16 protein-coding genes are annotated in these 20,553 nt (G+C 74.1%); 5 read left to right on the top strand and 11 right to left on the bottom strand.

Annotated elements, in window-relative coordinates:
• Nucleotides 1–25 precede the first annotated feature (25 nt).
• Nucleotides 26–421, bottom strand: a complete 396-nt coding sequence (locus Aau02nite_RS12700; RefSeq protein ID WP_212988575.1) for a hypothetical protein — start codon at nt 419–421, stop codon at nt 26–28.
• Between the two features lie 34 nt (nt 422–455).
• Nucleotides 456–839 carry a hypothetical protein gene (locus Aau02nite_RS12695; protein ID WP_212988574.1) on the bottom strand — a complete coding sequence of 128 codons (384 nt, stop codon included), beginning with the start codon at nt 837–839 and terminating at the stop codon, nt 456–458.
• 39 nt (nt 840–878) lie between these two features.
• On the opposite strand from Aau02nite_RS12695, the gene Aau02nite_RS12690 reads away from it, so the two are divergent.
• The gene (locus Aau02nite_RS12690) at nt 879–3,779 is read left to right on the top strand and encodes a CHAT domain-containing protein (RefSeq protein WP_212988573.1); all 2,901 of its coding nucleotides are present in this window, start codon (nt 879–881) and stop codon (nt 3,777–3,779) included.
• A 332-nt stretch (nt 3,780–4,111) separates the two neighbouring features.
• Here the strand turns inward: Aau02nite_RS12690 and Aau02nite_RS12685 are convergent, their stop codons facing one another.
• Both Aau02nite_RS12685 and Aau02nite_RS12680 read right to left on the bottom strand, forming a co-directional pair.
• A complete protein-coding gene (locus Aau02nite_RS12685; protein ID WP_212988572.1) occupies nt 4,112–5,284 on the bottom strand; it encodes a hypothetical protein in 1,173 nt (390 codons plus the stop codon).
• Nucleotides 5,285–5,519: 235 nt separating this feature from the next.
• Entirely contained in the window at nt 5,520–6,680 is a 1,161-nt protein-coding gene (locus tag Aau02nite_RS12680; RefSeq protein ID WP_212988571.1) for a hypothetical protein, read from the bottom strand.
• A gap of 308 nt (nt 6,681–6,988) precedes the next feature.
• On the opposite strand from Aau02nite_RS12680, the gene Aau02nite_RS12675 reads away from it, so the two are divergent.
• The gene (locus Aau02nite_RS12675) at nt 6,989–7,693 is read left to right on the top strand and encodes a Crp/Fnr family transcriptional regulator (RefSeq protein ID WP_246595088.1); all 705 of its coding nucleotides are present in this window, start codon (nt 6,989–6,991) and stop codon (nt 7,691–7,693) included.
• Between the two features lie 108 nt (nt 7,694–7,801).
• Complete coding sequence (locus Aau02nite_RS12670; protein WP_212988570.1) at nt 7,802–8,992, top strand: helix-turn-helix transcriptional regulator; 1,191 nt, start codon at nt 7,802–7,804, stop codon at nt 8,990–8,992.
• Here the strand turns inward: Aau02nite_RS12670 and Aau02nite_RS12665 are convergent.
• From Aau02nite_RS12665 to Aau02nite_RS12635, 7 genes are read right to left on the bottom strand one after another with little or no spacing between them, the layout of a single operon-like run.
• Nucleotides 8,922–9,581, bottom strand: a complete 660-nt coding sequence (locus tag Aau02nite_RS12665; RefSeq protein WP_212988569.1) for an isochorismatase family protein — start codon at nt 9,579–9,581, stop codon at nt 8,922–8,924. The two genes, Aau02nite_RS12670 and Aau02nite_RS12665, sit on opposite strands and share 71 nt — an antisense overlap.
• Before the next feature lie 31 nt (nt 9,582–9,612).
• Nucleotides 9,613–10,362, bottom strand: a complete 750-nt coding sequence (locus Aau02nite_RS12660) for a 2,3-dihydro-2,3-dihydroxybenzoate dehydrogenase (RefSeq protein WP_212988568.1) — start codon at nt 10,360–10,362, stop codon at nt 9,613–9,615.
• Nucleotides 10,359–11,513, bottom strand: a complete 1,155-nt coding sequence (locus Aau02nite_RS12655) for an FAD-dependent monooxygenase (protein WP_212988567.1) — start codon at nt 11,511–11,513, stop codon at nt 10,359–10,361. The genes Aau02nite_RS12660 and Aau02nite_RS12655 overlap by 4 nt, the downstream gene beginning before the upstream one ends.
• Before the next feature lie 10 nt (nt 11,514–11,523).
• On the bottom strand, nt 11,524–12,819 hold the full coding sequence (locus Aau02nite_RS12650) for a phenylacetate--CoA ligase family protein (RefSeq protein ID WP_246595087.1): 1,296 nt from the start codon (nt 12,817–12,819) through the stop codon (nt 11,524–11,526).
• Complete coding sequence (locus tag Aau02nite_RS12645; RefSeq protein ID WP_246595086.1) at nt 12,816–13,583, bottom strand: amidohydrolase family protein; 768 nt, start codon at nt 13,581–13,583, stop codon at nt 12,816–12,818. Before Aau02nite_RS12645 ends, Aau02nite_RS12650 begins: the two co-directional genes overlap by 4 nt.
• Nucleotides 13,580–14,701, bottom strand: coding sequence for a 3-dehydroquinate synthase II family protein (locus Aau02nite_RS12640; protein WP_212988566.1), 1,122 nt, complete (start codon nt 14,699–14,701; stop codon nt 13,580–13,582). The genes Aau02nite_RS12645 and Aau02nite_RS12640 overlap by 4 nt, the downstream gene beginning before the upstream one ends.
• A complete protein-coding gene (locus tag Aau02nite_RS12635; protein WP_212988565.1) occupies nt 14,698–15,489 on the bottom strand; it encodes a 2-amino-3,7-dideoxy-D-threo-hept-6-ulosonate synthase in 792 nt (263 codons plus the stop codon). Before Aau02nite_RS12635 ends, Aau02nite_RS12640 begins: the two co-directional genes overlap by 4 nt.
• Before the next feature lie 188 nt (nt 15,490–15,677).
• On the opposite strand from Aau02nite_RS12635, the gene Aau02nite_RS12630 reads away from it, so the two are divergent.
• Together Aau02nite_RS12630 and Aau02nite_RS12625 are read left to right on the top strand one after the other, a co-directional pair.
• Nucleotides 15,678–17,621, top strand: coding sequence for an anthranilate synthase family protein (locus Aau02nite_RS12630; protein ID WP_212988727.1), 1,944 nt, complete (start codon nt 15,678–15,680; stop codon nt 17,619–17,621).
• Nucleotides 17,622–17,737: 116 nt separating this feature from the next.
• Nucleotides 17,738–20,515: an AAA family ATPase gene (locus Aau02nite_RS12625; RefSeq protein WP_246595084.1), complete on the top strand. Its 2,778-nt coding sequence runs from the start codon at nt 17,738–17,740 to the stop codon at nt 20,513–20,515.
• The last annotated feature ends 38 nt before the right edge of the window (nt 20,516–20,553 follow it).

The raw sequence follows: 20,553 nt of genomic DNA, 5'->3' as shown, positions 1-20,553 counted from the left end.
GTCGCCGGAGCGAAGGTGCACCCGGTCAGCCGGCGGCCGAGGTCAGCTCGCGGCCGATCGCCTTCTTGCGCCGGTTGACGACACCGGCGAAATTGACCAGGACACCGAAGTAGGTGATCGTCCGCGAGGCCCACATGTCCACGGTCGAGCCGCCGCCGGGACGGGCCTCGATTTCGATGGACATGGTGATGCCGCCACGGACCCCACGCCGACGCATGTTGATCACACCGGGGCCGGCCCTGGCGGTCCACAGCACTGCGCGGGGGCCGGCGAACGCCCCCTGCACCAGCTGCGCGACCTGCGCGGGCTCATGGGCCGACTCGACCGTCGTCGTCGCGACGGCGTGGCGCGTCTCGATGAACTGCCACACCGGAACGGCGATGAACACGGCGACGACGGCGAAACACAAAAAGCCTTCCATGACGGGCTTCCTCTCTTCTCGGTTGGACGACGGTTCAGTCGGTCTGGCGGAGGCGCTGCATCTCGTAGCCGGTCAGTGCGCCGGTGGGGAGCCCGCGGGCGCGTTTGAACGCGATGCCGGCATCGATGATCGGCAGCGCGGCCGGAAGGTGCAGGGCGTCGCCGCCGAACAGCTCCCAGACGACCCGGGCGGCGCCGAAGGTCGCGAAGCCACCGCGGTCGTCCGCCACGACGGCCCGCAGGTCGGTGAGGAAGCCGTCCCGGTCGCTCCGCGCCATCTCGTGGAACGTCGCGATCCGGCTCCACATCTCCCCGTCGTCGATGCCACTGTGGAGGTCGAACGTGTACCGGCCGAAGGTCTCCAGCCACCGCGGCATGTCGGCGGGGAAGCGGGACCGGGATCGTCGGAAGAGTGCCATGCCGCTATCTGACGGACAGCGGTCCGTCAGACAACAGTGATGGGCCGCCGACCACCACGAACTTCCTACGGCTACCTCGCGCCGCCCGAGGCGCGGGTCCGGGGCTGGAAGTGCGTCAACCAGGAATGCGGGACCGGTGACGAGCCGGCCCCGCGGTCCTGGCCGTACCCGTGCCGGCGGTGCGGGCACCCGGCCGACGCCACCTTCGCGGAACCATGGGCGCACGAGGCCCGGATCCACAGGATCCGGCATGAGCTGACCGGGCCGGACCCGTACCGGCGGGAGACGGCGGAACTCGAGCAGCACGTCTGGGCCTACAAGGACGCGTGGTGGCGGGACGACAGCGCGGCGGCGGACCGGGCCTGGCTCGCGTACCGCCGGGCCCGGCCGCCGCGGTGGCAGGGCACCGACGCCTGGTGGATCGTGTCCTCGACGCTCTCGGAGATGGTCTCGCTCGCTGCCCGCTCCGGTGACACCGGCCGGGCGATCACCGAGCTGCTGGAGTGCTACCCGTTCGTCGACACCCGCGACGTCGACGACGACAACACCCGGCGGACGATCGCGCGGGCCTTCGTGACGATGTGCATCGGCGTGCTGGAGCAGGACACGTCCATCGACCACCCCGGGGAGGCCGAGCTGCACGCCGCGATGGACGACGTCGCCGGCCGGATCGAAGGCGTACTGATGGACCACCACCACCGCGGGTTCCAGCGCCTCGCCGAGCTTCGCGCCCTCCACCGCAGCCGCACCACCCTGGCCCGGACCCGCCGATCGGCCGTCACCGCGGTCGACGGCCTGCCACCCGTGTCGTGGCCCCTCGTCTCCCCGCCGAGGACGGTGGCCGACCCGCGCGAGGTCGTCGATCTGCTGCGCCGGGAACCGCGGACCGCCCTGCCGCTCGTGGACAGCGTGATCGACGCCGCGCAGACCCATGAGCACACCGGCCCGCTCGACGACCTGGTCCGACAGCTCGCCGCGGCCGCGACGTGGCCCGCGCTGACCCACCTGCTCCGCTCCCGGCTGCACGTGATCACCGGGGACCTGACAGCCGCCGTAGAGGAACTGGAGCTGGCCGCGGCTGAGACCGGGCCGCTCGCCCGGCGGCTCCGGCCGCAGATCCTCGCCACCCATGGCCTGCTCCTGGCCCGGATCCGGCCGGACCGGCTCGACGACGGCATCGCGCTGGGCCGGGCCGGCCGGGCTGCCGGCCGGGACCGGTGGCGGCGCGTCACTCCGGCCGACACCGGCCTGGCCCGGCTGCTGCTCTGGCGGGCGCTGCGATCCGGCGGGCTGCCGGCCGACCGGTCCCGCGACGTCCGCGAGGCGGTCCGGCTGAGCAGCCGTCGCTGCCGGCCCTGGCACCCGCACGGGCCGGACGACCGGCTCGTCCACCGGGAGGCCCTCGCCGCACGGGGTGCGCTGACCGGCCGCGGTGACGACAAGCGGTCGCAGCGGGCCTGGCGCCGGTCGGTCGGTGCCGCGCCGAGTGTCGTCGCCGGCGCGCGGACGGCCGTGGCGTGGGCGGAATGGGCAGCCGGTACCAGGATCCCGGAGTTCGCCGCTGAGGCGTACGGCCACCTGGTCACCCTGGCCGCCCGGGACGCCGTCGCCCGGGACGGTGAGGTCGCGAGGCAACGAGTGCTGACCAGCGCCCAGGAGTACGCGGAAGAGGCGGGTTACTGGCTGGCCCGCACCGGGCGGTACCGGGAGGCCGTTCTCGCCCTGGAGACCGGGCGGGCTGTGGGCCTCAGCGAGGTCCTCGGCGGCCGGGGCTTCAGCTATGAGGACATCACGAGCCAGACCGGCGACGGCGCCCTCGTCTACCTCGCCGCGGCCAAGGCCGGCGGGTACGCCCTCGTGGTCGCCGCCTCGCACGACCCGCAGTTCCTCGATCTGCCCAAGCTGAACCGGGCCACTGTCGCCGGGATCGTCGGCCGCGTGCAGCCGGAAGCCGAGCCGTCGACCGGACTCGCCCGCCTGGCGGGCGGCCGCGATCTCGCGGTGTCCGGGGAGGCCGGCACCGATCCGATGGCTGACGGCCTGCGCACGCTGTGGCACAACGGCGTCATGGACCTGTTGCTGCACAGCGCCCGAGGCCGCATCGTCACCTTCATCCCCGTCGGTCTGCTCAACCTCGTGCCGCTGCACGCGGCCGGGGAGCCGGGTGCTCCCGGCGACCGGTACGCCGAGTGGCGCCACACCGGCCACTTCTCGGCGATCCGCTACGCGCCGAACGCGCGGGCGCTGCGGCGGTGCCGGGACACCGTGCGGGAGTCGGCCGCCCGGGAGCAGACGCTGCTCGCCGTCGACGTGCCGGCCGGGCACGGGGTCCGCCCCGGCGGGTATCTGCACCACGTCACGCGGGAGACCACCGAGGTCACCCGGCGCTGGACCGGATCGGCGTCGGCACCGGTGCACGCCTGCACGTGGGCGGAGTTCAGCGCGGCCGCCGACCGGCACACCGTCTGGCACCTCGCGTGCCACGGCTCCGCCGAACCGGCTTCCATCCTCGACAGCCGCCTGTACTTCGCCGACCGGGTGGTCACCCTGGAGGAGCTGCGCCGTACCCTCTCACCCGGCCGGCGCCGCCTGGCGGTGCTGTCCGCGTGCCGGACGAACCTGGTCGGGTCGGCCGCCCCGAACGAGGTCGTCGGTCTGCCGTCGGCGCTGATCCAGCTGGGTTTCGCCGGCGTGATCGCGACCGCGTGGGCAGTCGACGACCTCGCCTGCACCTACCTGATGACCGCCTTCTACCAGCGGTGGTGCCGGGACGGCGAGGAGCCGGCCGTGGCGCTCAACCAGGCCCAGCAGTGGCTGCGCCGAGCGACCCGGTTCGACCTCGAGGCGTTGCTGCCCGGCGTCGAACCGGCGGGCGGCCCGGACGCCTGTCCGTACGTCGATCCGAGGTACTGGGCCGCCTTCGCCTACACCGGTGCCTGACGTCGCCCGGCCGGTCCCGCCGCGTGCCGTCCGTCAGGTTTACCGGACAGCCCAGCTCCCGGCCGGCCGGCGCCACCGGCGAAGCGGTCCGCCGGCAATCTGTGCCGGCCTTTCATCCGGCGTGAGGAGTCACTGATGACCACCCCGGCATGCTGCCGTCCGCCCCTGACCGCCCGTCCGTGCTGATGGAGCTCACGCCGGGACAGCGGAACCGGGTCAGGCAGTTTCTGGAGACCGAATTGCGCCGGGTGTGCCGGTCGGCGCTCCTGCGCGGCGTCGAGCCGGGCGAGGTGGCAGATCTGCTGGCCACCCACCGGCGGGCCCTGGTGGAGTCAGTCGGCGGTCTCCCGGACGATGCCGAGCACCCGGCCGACGACCTCGGCGAGGACGGCGGGATCGTCGAACACCGCTGACAGGCGGTCACCGGCGGCCGGGCCGGCCCCGGGCGGGCGGTGCATCTCCTCGACTCCGCTGCCGCCGAGGAACAACGTGCTGAGGACCCGGGTGACCGTCGCCTCCGGGTCCTGGCCGTTCTCCAGGCCGCCCGTGATGGCCTCGAGGGCGGCCCCGGCCAGCTCGGTGATGGCGGTCTCGGCCACGTCGTCCCCCGGCGCCGGGACGTCCGGGAGGTCCGCGGCGACCGGAACCGGCTTGAGCGACAGCGGGCGCTCCACGTGTTCGGCGTACCAGCCCGGCCGCCGCCGCAGCACCCGCAGCACCTGCTCGGCCTCGGCGGCCACGACGGCCGGGGTGCTCGCGGACGGGTCACCGGTCATCCCGGCACGGCGCTGCGCCCACTCGTCCAGCGGCCACAGACCGGTCCCGGCGGTGGCCGGGACACCCACCCAGGTGAGGATCCGCAGAGCGAGATCCATCAGCCACCGGTCGTGGCCCAGCCGGCCGGCGAGGGCCCGGGTCATCCGCGGCCGCTGAAGTGCTCCGCGGGCACCCCGCCGCCTGCGGTGGCCGTCGACCGCGGCCCGGGGGGCCCAGAAGGTCAGCCAGGCCGGCAGGTCGGCGATCGGCGCGGTCGCCGCGAACAGGTGCTCGACCAGCGCTTCGACGTCGTCGTGGAAGCCGTCCAGGCAGCTGCCGGTCAGTTGCCGGAGGCCCTGCGCGCACGCGCGATGCCCGCGTCGCTGTTCCACCTTCCGGGTGACCGCGGAGAAGACGATCGGGAAGGCGATGTCGTACGCGGCGGCGTGGAGCCGCCGGCGCTGCGCAAGATCCGCAACGGCGACCGCCGCGGCCAACCCTCCGGTCCGGGCCAGCTCCCGGACGAGCGCGTCCGCGTCCCCGGCTGTGGATCGGTCCGCGGGTCCGTCGGTGGCCGGGAACCCGTTCGCGGCCTGGTGGGCACCGGGGTGGCGCTGATCGGGAATCCGCCCGACGGCCGGCCCGCGGGGGGCCAGGCCGGCCGGGCCCGCGGCCGGCCTGGTGATCGGGGAGCCGGATCGCCGATGCGCGGCAGGTCGCCGCGACCCGGATTTTTCTGCGGTGGTCACGAAGGTCTCTTCCGGTGGTGCCGCGTCAGGACGGCAGGCTGATGACGGTTCAGGCGGATAAGTCCACCTTGGGAGAGTTTCCTGACGTCGAGCACGATCGGCTAGTCCCGCGGCGGTGAAACGACCGTCCGCGGGACCAGGTGTGCCCACAGCGCAGCGGACCGGTGGCCGCTTCGTCGCGGCCGGCTGCCGACCGATGCTCCGGTGCTGCCGCGCGGCTTACCCCGTTCGCATGTCAAATGCATCCGGGCGCGGCTGAACCGTCACCGCACTCGCTGATGATCGCGCGTACCGTGGCGACGATCCGGTCCACGGTCGCCGGGTCGGCGAGCGCCTCGGTCACCGAGCCCGGGTCGGCGGCCTCGTGCGGGGCCCGGTCGAGCACGGCGGGCACCGACCCGCCGAACACCCGGCGGACCACGTCGACGACGATCCGCTGGGTGTCCTCCCCGCGGCCCCGGCGGCTGCCGATCACCTCGACGGCGGCGGCGGCCAGCCGCAGCATCTCGCTCTCGACAGCGACGCCGGGATCGCCGAGGGCGAGCGGAGTCGCCGCCGGACCCGGTCCGTTCTCCACCGGCATAGCCGCGACGGGCGCCTGCTTGCGGCCGAGCGGGCGCTCCACATAGGACTCAAACCACTCCGGGCGGCGGCGCATGACCGCCAGGACCGTCTCGATCTCGCGGGCCACCACGTCGGGATCACTGCCGCGCCAGTCGCCGGTGACGGTGGCGCGCTCCTGCGCCCACGAGCCGACGGGCCATGTCTCGTTGCCCGCGGTCTGCGGTACCCCCACCCATTCGAGGATCCGCACGGCCAGCGCCGTCAGCCAGCGGTCGCGGCCCAACGCCGTGTCGAGCCAGCCGGGCAGCCGCGGGCGCTGCAACGCGCCGCGCTCCCCCCGGCGGCGGCGGTATCCGTCGACGGTGGCCGCATTGACCCGGCCCGCGATCCACGCCTCGAGGTGGTGCACCGGTTGCCGGGTGCGCGAGAGCAGGTCGTCGACCACGGCCTCCACGTCGTCGTGGAAGCGGTCGAGACACTCGTCGGCCAGCTGGTGGACCCCGCCCATGCAGCTGAGGTGGCCCCGGCGCTGCTCGACGCGGTACGTGAGCCGCGAGTAGACGATCGGCCAGACCACGTCGTACGCGGCCGCACTCAGCACCCGCCGACCGGCCTCGTCGGCGTCGGCCACCGCGGCGGCGAGCCGGCCGTCCCGGGCCAGCTCGCGCAGGCGCCTGACCCGATCGTCGCCCCGCGGCCGGAGATTTCTGGTGCGCGAGCCGATGTGGTCGACCGCCCTGGACACGAACAGCCCGGCCTGGGGGCCGTTCGGCGCGCTGCGGGGCGTGCGATCGTATTCCAGCGGCTGGGTCGGCCCATCCGAAAGCCCCACTGAGGGCTCCTTCCGATGTATCGGGAACACGACGTGTGAGCGTGCCGAAACCTCTTCAACTGGACAGGCGCCGACGCCTCGAAGCTTGGACCAAACTGTCGCGGTACGCGACCACCCGACCATTGATCGAGCGGTTCGGACTCCTTGTCGGCACCTTCAGCCGAGGCGGACGGATGATCGTCGATCCACGACCGACGAATCATCCATCGACACCACTGCCGGCACCTGTTGACGGAGCAGCGTCGACTTCGGACTGCCGAGAGCCGCGGTCTGTGCTTAGCTGGCACGGACATCGCAGGGGGTGACCGGTGGTCGATCCGGTGGTGCGGCAGAACGCCGGCTGGGCGCCCGGCACTCTGCTCGGCAGTCTGGGGCCCGCTGCCGCCATGGAGTTGGTCGCCCTGGGCGTCCGGCGGCAGTTCCCGCCCGGCCGCCTGATCATTCGCCAGGGTGGCCGCGACTCCCACGTCGTGGTGCTGATCAGTGGCTTCGTCAAGGTCACCACCGCGGTGGAGGGTGTCGAGACGCTGCTCGGCATCCGCTTGCCCGGTGAGGTGATCGGCGAGATCAGCGCCCTGACCGGCGACCTGCGCAGCGCCACCGTCACGGCCTGCGGCCGGGTCGGCGCGGGGCTCGTCGCCGGCCGGGACTTCGCGGCGTTCCTGCGCCGCCGGCCCGAGGCCGCCACGCTGGTGACGGCCATGGTGGCCCGGCAGCTGAACTGGGCGAACCGGCGCCGCACCGACTTCGCGGCCTTCCCGGCGCACATCCGGCTGGCCCGGTTGCTGATCGAGATCGCGGAGGTCTGCGGGCGGGACCGCCCGGACGGCGGGATCGACATCGCCGTACCACTGAGCCAGCCGGAACTGGCCGCCATGATCGCGATCGCCCAGGCCACCGTGCAGAAGGCGGTCCACGAGCTGCGCGACCGCAAGCTGATCAGCACCGGCTACCGGCGGATCACGGTGACCGACCCGGCCGGCCTGCGTGCCCTGGCCGACGGCCTCGCCTGATCACGGCGGTCGGCAACCCGACTGTGCGGCGCGATCCCCTATTAGTAGGCGGTCCTGGCCGCGGGCCTGGCCCAGCATCGGTCATAGCCGATGATCGAAGGGGGACCGATGGGATGTGCACAGGTCACAGACGGGATCCGGCCGACCGCGCCGACGGTGCTGGTCGGGCGGGACCGGGAGCTGCGGGAGATGACCGGTCTGCTCGACAGGGCAGCGCCGGGACAGCCGACCGTCCTGGTCGTGGAGGGACCCTCCGGGAGCGGCCGGACGCGCGTGCTGGACGAGCTCACCGCGGTGGCCCGGCGGCGCGGGGTCACGGTGGTGCCGGAGGCCGATTGGATCAGGATCGCTACGACGGGCGGTGCTTCGTCGACGGCTCTGCTGCTGGTCAGCGACCGCCCGCCGCACTGGGACGCGGGCCTGGCACGGGCGCTGCGGCAGCTGGCCGCGACGGCACCGGTGCTGGTCGTGCTGACCGCGCGGACCGGCGCCGACCCGCGCCTGCTCCCGCCCGGCGCCCATCGGATCCGGCTCGGTCCCCTGCCGGCGCCCGAGGCCGAGCGGTTCCTCACCCTCATGCTGGGCGGGCGGCCCGGCCCGGATCTGCTGGACCTGAGCCGGGTCGCGGCCGGCCGGCCCGGCGCCCTCCGTGATCTGGTCCTCGGGTTGCGGGAGGAGGGACTGCTCGCGGTCAGCGGGGATCGGATCGGCCTGCGCGCGGTCCGGCTGCCCGCCCGGACCCGGTCCCGGCTGCGCGAGGAACTGGCGACGATGTCCCCGCCGGCCCGGCACCTGCTGCAGGCGGCCGCCACTCTGCGCGCGCCGTTCCCGCTGGGCCGGCTCACCCGCCTGCTGCGGGTCAGCCCGGTGGCGGTGCTGCCGGCCGTCGACGAGGCGCTGGAGTCCGGCCTGCTCAGCGACGACGAGCTGGTGCGGTTCAGCCACGACCTCATCCGCCCGGTGGTGCGGACCTCGATGCCCCGCTCGGTCGTCGCGGCGCTGCGCGACGACCAGCCCCACGCCGCCCGCCGACCGGCCGTCACCGGCCCGGGGCCCCGGCCGGCGCCCGCTCTGCCACCACCGGACTGGAGCCTGCTGACCCCGCGCGAACACGAGATCGCCGGCTTCGTGGGCCGGGCGCTGACGAACCGCCAGATCGCCCACCGGATCGGCCGGTCCCCGCACACGGTCAACTTCCACCTGCGGCAGATCTTCCACAAGCTCGGGCTCACCTCGCGGGTCCAGCTGGCCTCGCTGGTGCGGCAACGAGAGACGTCATCCGGTCCGTCGTCATCGTGACCGCACACCGGCGCGCGGCGTAGTCCAGCGCCTGCAGGTGCTCCACCAGGCTGAAGTCGGCAACGGCGTCGGTCAGCAGGAACGACTCCAGATCGTGGGAGAACGCGTCGGCCGCGGTGAGCAGACACCCGATGTGGGCGAAGACGCCGCAGACGATGAGCTGGTCCCGGCCGAGCGACGCCAGGAGGCGGGCGAGCGGGGTGCCGAAGAAGGCGCTGTACCGGCGCTTGGTGACGACGTGGTCGTCCGGCCCGGGCGTGAGCTCGGTGATGATGTCGCGGTCGCCGGGCGCGTCGGTCATGCCCGGTCCCCAGAGGTCGTACAGCCGGCCACGGTCGGCCCGCGCCACCCGTCCCGGCTGGACGCTGTAGATCACCGGCAGGCCACCGGCGTAGGCCGCTTCGCGCGCCCGCCTGATGTTGGCCACCAGGTCGGTCGTGGGTGGGCGGCCGGGCGGGAGAAAGCCGACGAAGTAGCCCTGCATGTCGTGGATCAGCAGCGCGGCACGGTGGGGGTCCGGCAGCCAGGCCGCCGGGCCGGCGCCGGGTCCGGTGGGCATGGGGTACGGCGCGATCCGCGGAATGGTCATGAGTCGAGCTCCCAACTGTCTCGGCGGGGTGTCAGGCGCGCAGGCCGGCGCCACCGTCGACGTAGAGGTCCTGCATCGTGATGTGCCGGGCGCGGTCGGAGCACAGGAACAGGACGGCGTCGGCGACGTCCTCGGGCTCGGCGATGCGTCCGAGGGGAATGCCGGCCTTGAACTGGGCCGGCTGCCCGGCGATCGTGGTGGCCGCGTCGGCGCCGCCGGTCCACAGGCCGCGCTGCATCGGCGTGTCGGTCGAGCCGGGTGAGACGACGTTGCAGCGGATGCCCGAGCCGGCCAGCTCGAGCCCGAGGCACCGGGTGAAGTGGGCGGCCGCCGCCTTCGACGCCGCGTACGCGGCCATGGCCATCCGCGGCACCCCGCCGGCGTTCGAGGCGACCGTCACGATGGTCCCGCGCCGGCGTACGGCCATGTGTCGCGCGACGGCCCGGCTGAGGTGGAAGACGCCGTCCACGTTGACCGCGAAGACCTCCCGCCAGTCGGCGTCGGAGCATTCCAGCACCGGGCCGGTACGCAGCACGCCCGCCACGTTGACCAGGACGTCGACCGGTCCGAGGGACTCCTCGACGTCCCGGACGGCCGTGGCCACGGCGGCGGCGTCGCGGACGTCGAGCACCCGCTGGTGGACGCCCGCCTGGTCGCGTACCCCCGGATCTTGAAGGTCGGTCGCGACCACCCGGCAGCCGTCCCGGGCGAAGGCCCGGACGACCGCCGCACCGATCCCCTGGGCGGCGCCGGTGACCAGCACCAGCCGGCCGGCGGTCATCGGGCGGCCCGGGCGGCCGGGTCGTGGCCACCGGCATAGAGCCAGTCGAAGGTGGACAGGTCGGTGGCGGCGAGAGCGGCGTCCCGGGCCCGCTGCTCCGGGCCGTCGGGCAGGTGAAGGTCGCGCAGGCCGGCCCGGGCGACGGCACAGACCTGCTCGACGCGGCCACGCCGGGCCGCCTCGTAGCGGGCGGGACCGCCGGGTTCGTCGAGGTGGGCGGCGAGCACGTCGGCGTCCTCGATCGCCTGGGCGGCGCCCTGGGCGATGAACGGCAGCATGGGATGCGCCGCATCACCGAGGAGGACCACCCGGCCGCGATGCCAGGACGGCAGGGCCGGCCGGTCGAAGAGTCCGTGGTGGTCGAGGCGGCCGGCCACCGCGAGCAGGCCCCGCACCACCGGGTGCCAGCCGGAGTAGGCCGCCAGCAGGTCGCTGCCGGCCACTTCGCGCACTGCGGTGGGCGGCGCCGGCTCGGGTGCCGTGGCCACCAGGTTGAGGCTGCGGCCGCCGTCGACCGGGTACGTGACGCAGTGCCGCCCCGGTCCCAGCCAGACCACGACCCGGGGCGGCGAGGCCAGCCGGCCGGCCCGCTCGGCCGGCAACACAGCCCGGTAGACGGTGTGACCGCTGTACCGCACGGCGTCCTGGTGCACCGCGCCGCGGACGATCGAGTGGAGTCCGTCGGCCCCGATCACCGTGCCGGCGCGCCGCTGCGAGCCGTCGGCGAACCGCAGGAGGACACCGTCACCGTCCTCCCGGAGGCCGACGCACCGGGAGCCGAACCGGACGCTTCCGGGCCCGGCGGCCGCCAGCAGCGCCCGGCTCAGCGCCGCGCGCCGCACCGTGAGGTACGGCGCCCCGAAGCGCCGCTCCGCGTCCGGCCCGAGCTCGACCCGGCCGATCAGGCTGTCGTCCCGCCATCGGCGCAGCTCGCGGGCCTGGGGCCGGACCGCGTCGGCCGGCGCCGGTCCGACGCCGAGGCGGTGCAGCACCGCCATGGCGTTCGGGGAGAGCTGGATGCCACCACCGGAACCGCCCGGCGCGGCGGATCGCTCGTGGACCTCACATTCGATTCCTCGGCGGGCCAGGGCGACGGCGGCCGTGAGCCCGCCGATGCCCGCCCCGACCACCGCGATCCGGGACGTCGTCATGTCGCTCCTCCTAGTAGTACCGCAGGGCGCGGGTCCAGTCCTCGCCGTCGTCGAACAGCCCGCGCGGCTTGAGCACGTCCGGGGACGCGGTCAGCAGCGCCGCCGGCACGAGAGCGCCCGGCGGCAACGCGTCGATCTCGGCCGTCAGCCCGTGGACCGCACCGATTCCGTCGCGCAGTCGCCGGACGGCCGGCTCCCGGTGCCCCTCGGCCACCTCGATCTGCACCCGCAGCCGGGCACCTTCGGTCCGGGCCCGCCAGAACAACACGCCGTACTCGGCGGGCAGGCCGAAGACCAGTTCCTCGACGTCGGCCTGGGTGAGCCCCGCGCCGGGCCGGTAGCGGCCGAGGACCCGGACCGTCGGGAGCACCCAGCCGCACGGGCAGGACTCGTAGGAGACGTCCACCTCGTCCTCGATCAGGTACCGCAACAGCGGCATGGCCTCGCGGTACAGCGGGGTGACGACGAGCTGCCCATGCCCGGCGGGAGTCGTCCGGCCGGTCAGCGGGTCGCGGACCTCGAAGATCGCCCGGTCGGCCCACAGGTGCAGCCGGCCGTGCGGGCACTCCCCCGCGAGGCTGCCGGTCTCGGTCGCGCCGTACTCCTCGACGACCGGCGCGGCCCAGAGCTCGGCGATCCGGGCCCGCCGAGCCGGGCTGAGCGGTTCCCCGCCGACGAACAGGGCGCGCAACGCCGGGAAGTCGTGGGCCGGCCGCAGTCCCAGGTGCGCGGCGGACGCCGCCCACAGCAGCGCGTCGGTCGGCAACGACCAGGTGAGTGAGACGTCCAGGTCATGCAGGAGCCGGACCACCTTGGCGTACGGCGTCACGAGCGACCGGTTGTCGGCCGGCACGACCGTCGCCCCGCGGGACCGGGCGGCCGCGTGCGCCAGATGCCCGGTGATCATCAGCGCGTACGGCGTGCGGACCAGGAACGTGTCGTCCGCTCGGATGCCGACGTGTTTGCGGGCGTACCGGTCGATCAGATCGAGCCAGTCCTCGGCGGTGTAGTAGCTCGCGGTCGGGCTCCCGCTGCTCCCGCTCGACTCGTGGTACGTGGCCACCTCGGTCCGGTCCACCGCCAGCAGCCCGAACGGGTACGCGTCCCGCAGGTCCTGCTTGCCGGTGAGCGGGTAGTCCGCGAGTTCGGCCCGGGACGCCGGGACGCCGTCGGCCCGATTGCGGTAGAACGGTGACCGGCCGGCCGCCGCCAGGGTCCGGCCCAGCCGCGCGTCCTGCAGCCGTTCCAGTCCGGCGTAGTCGGGCCAGTCCCCGATCCGGGGCCGGCGGTTGAGCGCGCTCGTCACGTCGTCTCCTCTCCCAGCAGTCGGCCGGCGTTGCCGGCCATGACCTCGCGCAGTTCGGATGGTGCGAGACCGAGCGCCGCGGCCTTCGCGAGCTCGACCCGCGGATGCTGCAGCGGGTACTCGGTGCCGAACAGGACCCGGGACACGCCGAACCGGCGGACCGCCTGGACCGCGGTGACGGTGAGACAGCCGGAGATCTCGGCGTGGACGTTCGGCACGGGGGCGAGTTCGGCCAGGCCCGCGAAGTCCAGTCCGGTGTGCCCGCAGTGTCCCCAGACGAAGGGGACCCCAGTGCAGCGTCGGGCCAGGCCGGCCAGGTCGGCTGTCCGGGTGCCGGGGTGGGCGAGGGTGACCACGTACACCGGGTGGCGGGCCGCCGCGGCGATCGTGATCAGGTCCGCCACCGCAGGGTCGTCGAGCCGGAAGCCGTGCACGGCCGGGGAGATCTCCAACCCTCGGAAGCGGCCCGCGGCGGCCCGGTACGCCTCGACGTCGCGCACCGGATCGGCGAAGAAGAACGGCAACAGCCGGCCGGCCGAGCGCGCGCACTGTTCGTGGACGCGGTCGTTGCCGGCTGCGACATCGGCCCGGCCGCCGTCGTTGATCTGCGCCGACAACCGGTCGAGGCTGAGCAGGCCACCGGCGGACACCACGCTGCGGCCGATGCCCGCCTCGTCCATGGCCGCCAGCAGGGCGGCGGGCGCCCGGTCACCCGGGGTGAGCCGGGCATGAAAATCGAGCACCGGTACGCCGGGAGCGGTCATTGCTCGTAGCACAGTTCGTCGATCGGGTACCCGACGTGCCGCTGCCGGCCCGGCAGGTACCCGAGCACCTCGTCGCCGGGACGCAACTCGGTCGAGTTGAGCACCGTGCCCCCGGGACCGAGCACCCGTACGTGCCAGTCCTCCTGCACGATGAGGTTCACCCGTTCCCCGGACCCGGCGACCGCGTCGACGGACAGCAGCGGCCGGGTTTCGATCTTGACCCGGCCGACCGTGACCCGCCGGGTCCGCCCGTCGGCCCCGACCGCGAGCACCGTGCCGCCCGCCTCCAGCTCGCTGAGGTACCGGGTGTGCTCGTGGTCGGCCAGGGTGTAGGACATGATCGCCCCGGCGTTGACCCGGAACGGCCGGGTCGGCATGTAGGGCAGCGGATGGGTCTCGCTGACGCAGAGGATCATGCCCTGGGCCCGCGAGCCGACCAGAATGCCCTCGTCCCGGCGTAGGTAGGTGCAGGTGTCCACGCAGGCCCGCTCCCCCGTACCCGCGTGGGCCACGGCGGTGACGGTCAGCGTGACCAGGTCGAGGTCCGGTGACCGGTGCCGGACGACGTCGGCGAGCCGGGTGGCGTCGCCGGGTCCCGCCGGCGCCAGCAGCACGCCGTCCGGGCCGCGCTCGAGCACACTCAGATGCACGGCCGCGTCCTCGACCCCGGCCACCGCGGTGATGATCGTTCCCGCCGTCCCGTCCGCGGCGGCCAGCACGATCTCCAGGGGGATGTTGGTCGGGTCCCGGAACCGCAGCACGGTCAGCGGGTCCCGGCGGACGCTCGCACACGCCGCGGCCAGGCCGTCCCGGTCGGCCACGTCGAGGCGGCTGCCGAAGACCAGGCCGGGGTGCAGCGCCGCGAGGCGGGCCGGGTAGCCGTGCACAGCCGGGTCCACGACGACCACGTCGGCGTTGCCGAAGTCGGTGGGCAGCTCGGCCCCGGCCGGGGCGAGCACCCGCGACACGGTGGGCGGCAGCGCGGCCAGGTCCGCCGGGTCGGCCGCCACGATCGCGTCGAACCCCTGATGAACGGCTTCCTCACAGACGGCCCGCTGCCAGTCACCGGCCTCCCGGACGTCGAGCCAGCACTGCTTCTCAGCACCGGTGGCGGTCATCGCGCCGGCACCGGCGTGCGGCCGTGGACCAGCGTCGCCAGCCGGCGGACGGTGGCGCCCGGGTCGTCGGCGGTGAACACCAGCCGCCCGGCGGCGATCCCGGCGGCGCCCGACGCGACGGCGGTGGCCAGGCGCCCGAGAGCGGCCCGCGGATCGCTGACGTCCCCACCACCGGCGGCGAGCACGGGCACGGGACATGTCGCGATGATCCGGACCATCGCCGGCGCCGGTTCCGGCAGCGCTGTCTTCACCAGGTCCGCGCCCAGTTCCACGGCCACCGCGAGAGCGTGCGCCACCAGGTCAGGAAGGCGACCGTCGGGCACCTGGGGACCGCGGACGTACATCATGGCCAGCAGGGGCACGCCCCACCTCTCGCAGGACCCGGCGACCGCCGCGAGGTGCGCGATCTGCGGTCCCTCACTGATCGAGGCGACGTTGACGTGCACACTCACGGCGTGCGCGCCCAGGCGCAGCGCCTCCTCCACGGTGGCCACCGGATACTTCGCGTCCGGATCCGGCGCGAGGCCGGTGCCCGCGTTCAGGTGCACGATCAGGGACATCCGACGGAACCGCCGGGGGTCGACCCGGCGTACCGCACCCTTGTGCAGCACAACCGCGTCCGCGCCGTTGTCGGCGATCTCCGCGAGCAGCCTGTCCAGATCACCCCGGTGGGCCAGCGGCCCGGCCCCCACCGCGTGGTCCAGCGGCACCACGAGAAGGCCGTTGTCGTCCCGGCGGTGCAGGCGGAGCAGCCGCAGTCGCCGGGCGAACGAATCATTGACCTGCATACCGGACACCCCTGTCTTCCGTCGTTGCCGGAATACGCCCAGACGCTATCCGTGAAGCTCCGGTCGGCCCACTACTCACATGAGTAGGTAATGGCTTCACCGGCCGCGACGAAACGCGGAAACGCAGTTCTCAGAAATTCATCGCCGACCATTTGAGTAGTTGCCCGGCTTTTCTCGGGACGGCGATGATGCCGGCCATGAATCCCGTCTTCGCCGGCCTGCCGGCCGCGTCCGCCTTCGCACTGCTGCACCGGCCCGGGACCGCCGCCGGCGAGGTGCTGGTCCTGGTCGGCGAGCCCCTGACGGTGCCGTCGCTGGCCGACCTGCCGGTGCCGGCTGCCGGGGGCGACGGGCAGGTGCTGGCCGTGCTGCCGTACCGGCAGATCACCGAGCGGGGGCTGCACTGCGTCGACGATCGGACCCCGCTGGTCGCGATCGAGGTGCGGGGCCGGCGAAGCATTCCGGTCGCCGACGCGCTGCGGTGGCTGCCCGGGTCGGCGCCCCTGCCGGAGCCGGGCGACTTCGACGTGTCCGACGCCGACTACGCGGCCACGGTCCGGCAGGTGCTCGACGGTGACATCGGTGCGGGGCACGGCTCCAACTTCGTTATCCGGCGGGACTTCCGGGCCGCGTTCGACGGATGGTCGCCGCACGCCGCCCTGGCCCTGTTCCGCCGGCTGCTGCTCGCCGAGCGGGGTGCCTACTGGACCTTCGTGGTGTGCCGGCCGGGCCGGACCCTGGCCGGGGCGACGCCCGAGTGCCACCTGCGCGTGGCCGGCGGCGTGGCGACGATGAACCCGATCAGTGGCACGTACCGGTATCCGCCGGCCGGGCCGGACACCGCGGGCCTCCTGCGTTTCCTCGGTGACCGCAAGGAGACCGGCGAACTGCTGATGGTGGTGGACGAGGAGCTCAAGATGATGGCCCGGGTCTGCGACGGCGGCGGGCGCGTGCGGGGACCGTGGCTGCGGGCGATGTCGCGGCTGGCCCACACCGAATACCTCATCGACGGACCGACCTCACTGGACGCCCGCGACCTGCTGCGGCTGACCATGCCGGCGCCGACGGTCACCGGCAGCCCGGTGGCCAGCGCGTGCCGGGTCATCGCCGGGCACGAGCGGAGCGGGCGCGGCTACTACGGCGGGGTCATCGCCCTGCTCGGGCCGCGCTCACTGGACGCGGCCCTGATCATCCGCACGGCCGACATCGACGACCACGGCCAGGTACGCATGGGCGTGGGCGCCACCCTGGTCCGCGACTCGTCCCCGGCCGCCGAGGCGGCGGAGACCCGGGCCAAGGCGGCGGCGCTGGTGGCGGCGATGCGGGCGCCCGGCGCGCGGGCCGGCACCACGGTCCGCCGGGCCGGGGTGCTGAGCGACCCCCGGGTGACCGCGGCCCTCCGGAACCGCAACGACGGCCTCTCGCACTTCTGGCGTGGGCGCGAAGCGGCCGGACCGGCCGCGGGTGGTCCACCGGCCGGCCGCCGCCTGCTGCTGATCGAGGCGGAGGACGACTTCACGGCCATGCTGGCCACGGTGGCCCGCTCGCTCGGGGTCACCGTGCGGATCAGCCGGTGGGACGCGATACCGCGGGACGGCTACGACGTGGTGCTCGTCGGGCCGGGTCCGGGTGACCCCGGCGACCGGGCCGACCCGCGCATCGCCGGACTGCACCGTGTCGTTCGCCGGCTGCTCAGCGAACGGACACCGGTGCTCGCCGTCTGCCTCGGTCACCAGATCCTGGCCGGCGTCCTCGGCCTCCCCGTCACCCGGTTGGGTGAACCGGCCCAGGGCGCACGCCGGACGATCGACTGGTACGGCCGCCCGCAACGGGTCGGCTTCTACAACTCGTTCACGGCTGTCAGCGACCGCGACGTGGTGCACAGCCCGCTGGTCGCCGGCCCGGTCCACGTGCTGCGAGACCGGGTGACAGCCGCGGTGCACGCGTTGCGCGCGAGCCGATTCCGGACGACACAATTCCACCTGGAGTCGCTTCTCACCGAGCACGGCCCGGCCATTCTGCGCGACATGCTGAACTCGGTACCGGCGGCAGCGCCGATTCCGCCGGTGTCGCCTGTTCCGCTGATCCGAACGGCGAAACGCACGATGCCGGCCCGGCCGGACGGCGATTAGATTCGATCATGAATTTCCCGCACAATCAGCGTCTGACCCATCGACCTCGATGACGCCCGGGAGCTTCCGCTGAGATCCATCACCCTGCTCGCGAACCCCGGCACCCGGGTGGCCCGGTGACCGGGACCTTCGGCCGGGAGCCGGAAATGGCGACGATCCGCCGGGTCCTGGACGAGACGGCCGCCGGCGCGGGCGGCTGCCTGCTCATCGACGGGCCGGCCGGCATCGGCAAGTCGCACCTGCTGCGGGCCGCGGTGGAGCTGGCCGGATCGTCGGGGATCGCGGTCGCCTTCCGCGAGGCGTTCCGACTGGACCTGGCCGCTCCCCTGGTCACGTTGGCCGGCGCGGTGCGCGGCTGCCGGCCGGCGGCCGGCGAGTTCGACTGGCTGTCCAGCGATCAGGGCCTCGAGAATCAGTACCAGACCCTGGAACGACTGCGCGCGTCCCTGGAGCACGCCGCCACCCGGCAGCCGCTGCTGATCGTCATCGACGACGCGCACTGGATGGACGAGCTGAGCGCCCTCGCGGTGCGCGAGCTGGTCCCCGCCCTGGCGTCGTCCCCGGTGCGGTGGCTGTTCGCCAGCAGCCCGGTCGCGCAGGACACCCCCGGCCGGCAGACCCTGGCCTGGCTGTCGCGGGACGGCAACGAGCCGATCCACCTCGGCGCCCTGGACGACGCGGCGACCACCCGGCTCAGCACCGACGTGGTCGGGGCCGAGGTCGACAACACGGTACTCGCCCTCACCGCCGGATGCGGCGGGAACCCGCTGCGGATCGGCAAGCTGCTGACCACGTTGCGGGCCACCCGGCAGCTGGTGATCAGCGGCGGGGTGGCCACCGTGGTCGGCGAGGAGCTGCCGTCGAGCTTCATCGACACGGTGCAGGACCTGCTCGGCAGCCTGTCGGTGGAGGCTCAATGGCTGCTGCGGGCGACCTCGGTGTTCGACCGGCCGTTCGGGATCGGGTCCGCGGCCCGGCTGACCGGCCGGGCCCCGGCCGAGCTCTTCCCGCTGGTCGAGGAGGCGGGGACGGACTTCCTGACCGAGGAGCCCGACGGCCTGGTGTTCGCCCACCAGCTGGTCCGGCAGGCCATCTACCACACCCTGCGCAAGACTGTCCGCGACCAGCTGCACCGGGAGGCGGCCGCACTGGCCCGCGAGGACGGCCGGCCGGCGCTCGAGGTGGCCCAGCACCTGCTCCGCACGGACCGGTCCGGCAGCGCCGAAGCGGTCACGCTGCTGCGGACCGCCGCGAGGGAGGTGGCCGGGGCCGCGCCCGCCACGGCGGCGACGCTGATGATGCACGCGCTGGAGGCGCTGGGCCCGCACGGGCCGGGCCGCCCCGCCCTGATCGCCGAGGCGGTCGGCCTGCTGGCCTCGGCCGCCCGCCTGCACGAGGCCCGCGAGCTGGGCGAGGAGGCCCTGCGGGCGGGCCTGGACGACGAGACCGAGGCGGTGCTGCTGCTCGGCCTGGCCGAGGCGTTCAAGCACGGCGGTCAGAACCAGACGGCGGTGGACTACGCCGACCGCGGGCTGGCGCCCCCGACGGTCTCGGAGGCGACCCGGGCCCGCCTGTACGCGATCCGCGCGCACGCCCTCTGCTACGTCGACCAGCTCGAGGCGGCCGACGACTCCGGCGCCCGTTCCGACGAGCTCGGCCGCCGCAGCGGCGAGTACGGCGCCTCGGTCTTCGGTCTGACCGCCCGCAGTCTCGTCGCGCACGCCGAGGGCCGGCTCGACGACGCGTACGCCCACGCCAGCACCGCGACGGAGCTGGCCGACCGGGTCGGGGGTGCCGCGGTGCACCGCCATCCCCGGATCTGGCTGGGCAACGCGCAGGCCTGCCTGAACCTGTTCGAGGAGTCCGAGCGGACCTTCGCACGCGGGCGCAGAGAGTCCGAGCAGCTGGGCACCGCGTGGGCGCAGCCGCTGTGGCACTACTACTACTCGTCACTGCTGGCCGCCCGCGGACAGCTCGACGACGCGGCCGCCGAAGCCGACGCGGGTGTCGAGACGGCGGAGCAGCTGACCGCGTACCAGTTGGCCGTCCCGCTGCTCGGGACCCTGATCCGGCTGGCCGTGGCGCGCGGCGAGCTCGCCCAGGCCCAGGGGCACCAGGCGCGGATGCGGCGATGGATGAGCACCGGCATCACCGCGGCGCCCGAGGACGTGGTCTGGGCCGAGGGTCTGTTGTTGCACGCGACCGGGGAGAGCGGCGCCGCCCTGGCCGTGCTCACCGGCCTCTACGACAACCTGCCCGATCGCCCGGCTCTGGTCGGGACGGACCCCGGGGCCGCGGCCACCCTGGTCCGCATCGCCCGCCCCCTCGACGCGGGCCGCGCAGCCGTGGTGGTCGAGGCGACCCGGCGGCTCGCGGAGCGTAACCCCGGGTCGGCGGGGTCGGCCGGAGCGGCAGCCCACGCGGAGGGCCTGCTCAACGGCGACCCCGTGCTGCTACGGCAGGCGGTCGACCTCTTCCGGGCGACCCGGCGCCCGCTGGTCCTGGCCGCGGCCCTGGAGGACGCCGCGGTGGCCGGCCGCGGCACCGAGCCGGAGGCCACCGTCCGGAGCCGGTACGCCGAGGCGCTGGCGATCGTCACCCGCTGCGGTGCCCGGAGCGACCAGCGGCGGCTGGAACAGCGGCTCGGCGCCGCCGCACCGGCCGGCGCCGCGGCGCCGCCCTGCCTGCCGCTGCTGTCGCCGGCCGAGCGCCGGGTGGCGCTGGCCGTCGCGGCGGGCCGGACGAACATCCAGGTGGCCGCCGACCTGTTCCTGTCCCGGCACACCGTGGACAGCCATCTGCGCAAGATCTTCGACAAGCTGAAGGTGAACCGCCGGGTCGAGCTGGCCACGCTGGTCGCCCGCGAATGCCCCGGTAATCACTTGAGTACGTGATGCTGGAACCACCGTCGTTCCCCCACCATGACTCGGTG

The organism is Actinoplanes auranticolor, from assembly GCF_018332655.1.
GTDB lineage: Bacteria > Actinomycetota > Actinomycetes > Mycobacteriales > Micromonosporaceae > Actinoplanes > Actinoplanes auranticolor.
Note: the sequence above shows the minus strand (reverse complement) of the source record. Positions and strands in the feature narration are given on the sequence as shown.

What these genes read in the sequence shown, in the direction of transcription:
- Aau02nite_RS12700 (WP_212988575.1), bottom strand. Translation starts at nt 421, where the DNA reads ATGGAAGGCTTTTTGTGTTTCGCCGTCGTCGCCGTGTTCATCGCCGTT.
- Aau02nite_RS12695 (WP_212988574.1), bottom strand. Translation starts at nt 839, where the DNA reads ATGGCACTCTTCCGACGATCCCGGTCCCGCTTCCCCGCCGACATGCCG.
- Aau02nite_RS12690 (WP_212988573.1), top strand. Translation starts at nt 879, where the DNA reads ATGGGCCGCCGACCACCACGAACTTCCTACGGCTACCTCGCGCCGCCC.
- Aau02nite_RS12670 (WP_212988570.1), top strand. Translation starts at nt 7,802, where the DNA reads ATGGGATGTGCACAGGTCACAGACGGGATCCGGCCGACCGCGCCGACG.
- Aau02nite_RS12665 (WP_212988569.1), bottom strand. Translation starts at nt 9,581, where the DNA reads ATGACCATTCCGCGGATCGCGCCGTACCCCATGCCCACCGGACCCGGC.
- Aau02nite_RS12660 (WP_212988568.1), bottom strand. Translation starts at nt 10,362, where the DNA reads ATGACCGCCGGCCGGCTGGTGCTGGTCACCGGCGCCGCCCAGGGGATC.
- Aau02nite_RS12655 (WP_212988567.1), bottom strand. Translation starts at nt 11,513, where the DNA reads ATGACGACGTCCCGGATCGCGGTGGTCGGGGCGGGCATCGGCGGGCTC.
- Aau02nite_RS12645 (WP_246595086.1), bottom strand. Translation starts at nt 13,583, where the DNA reads ATGACCGCTCCCGGCGTACCGGTGCTCGATTTTCATGCCCGGCTCACC.
- Aau02nite_RS12640 (WP_212988566.1), bottom strand. Translation starts at nt 14,701, where the DNA reads ATGACCGCCACCGGTGCTGAGAAGCAGTGCTGGCTCGACGTCCGGGAG.
- Aau02nite_RS12635 (WP_212988565.1), bottom strand. Translation starts at nt 15,489, where the DNA reads ATGCAGGTCAATGATTCGTTCGCCCGGCGACTGCGGCTGCTCCGCCTG.
- Aau02nite_RS12630 (WP_212988727.1), top strand. Translation starts at nt 15,678, where the DNA reads ATGCCGGCCATGAATCCCGTCTTCGCCGGCCTGCCGGCCGCGTCCGCC.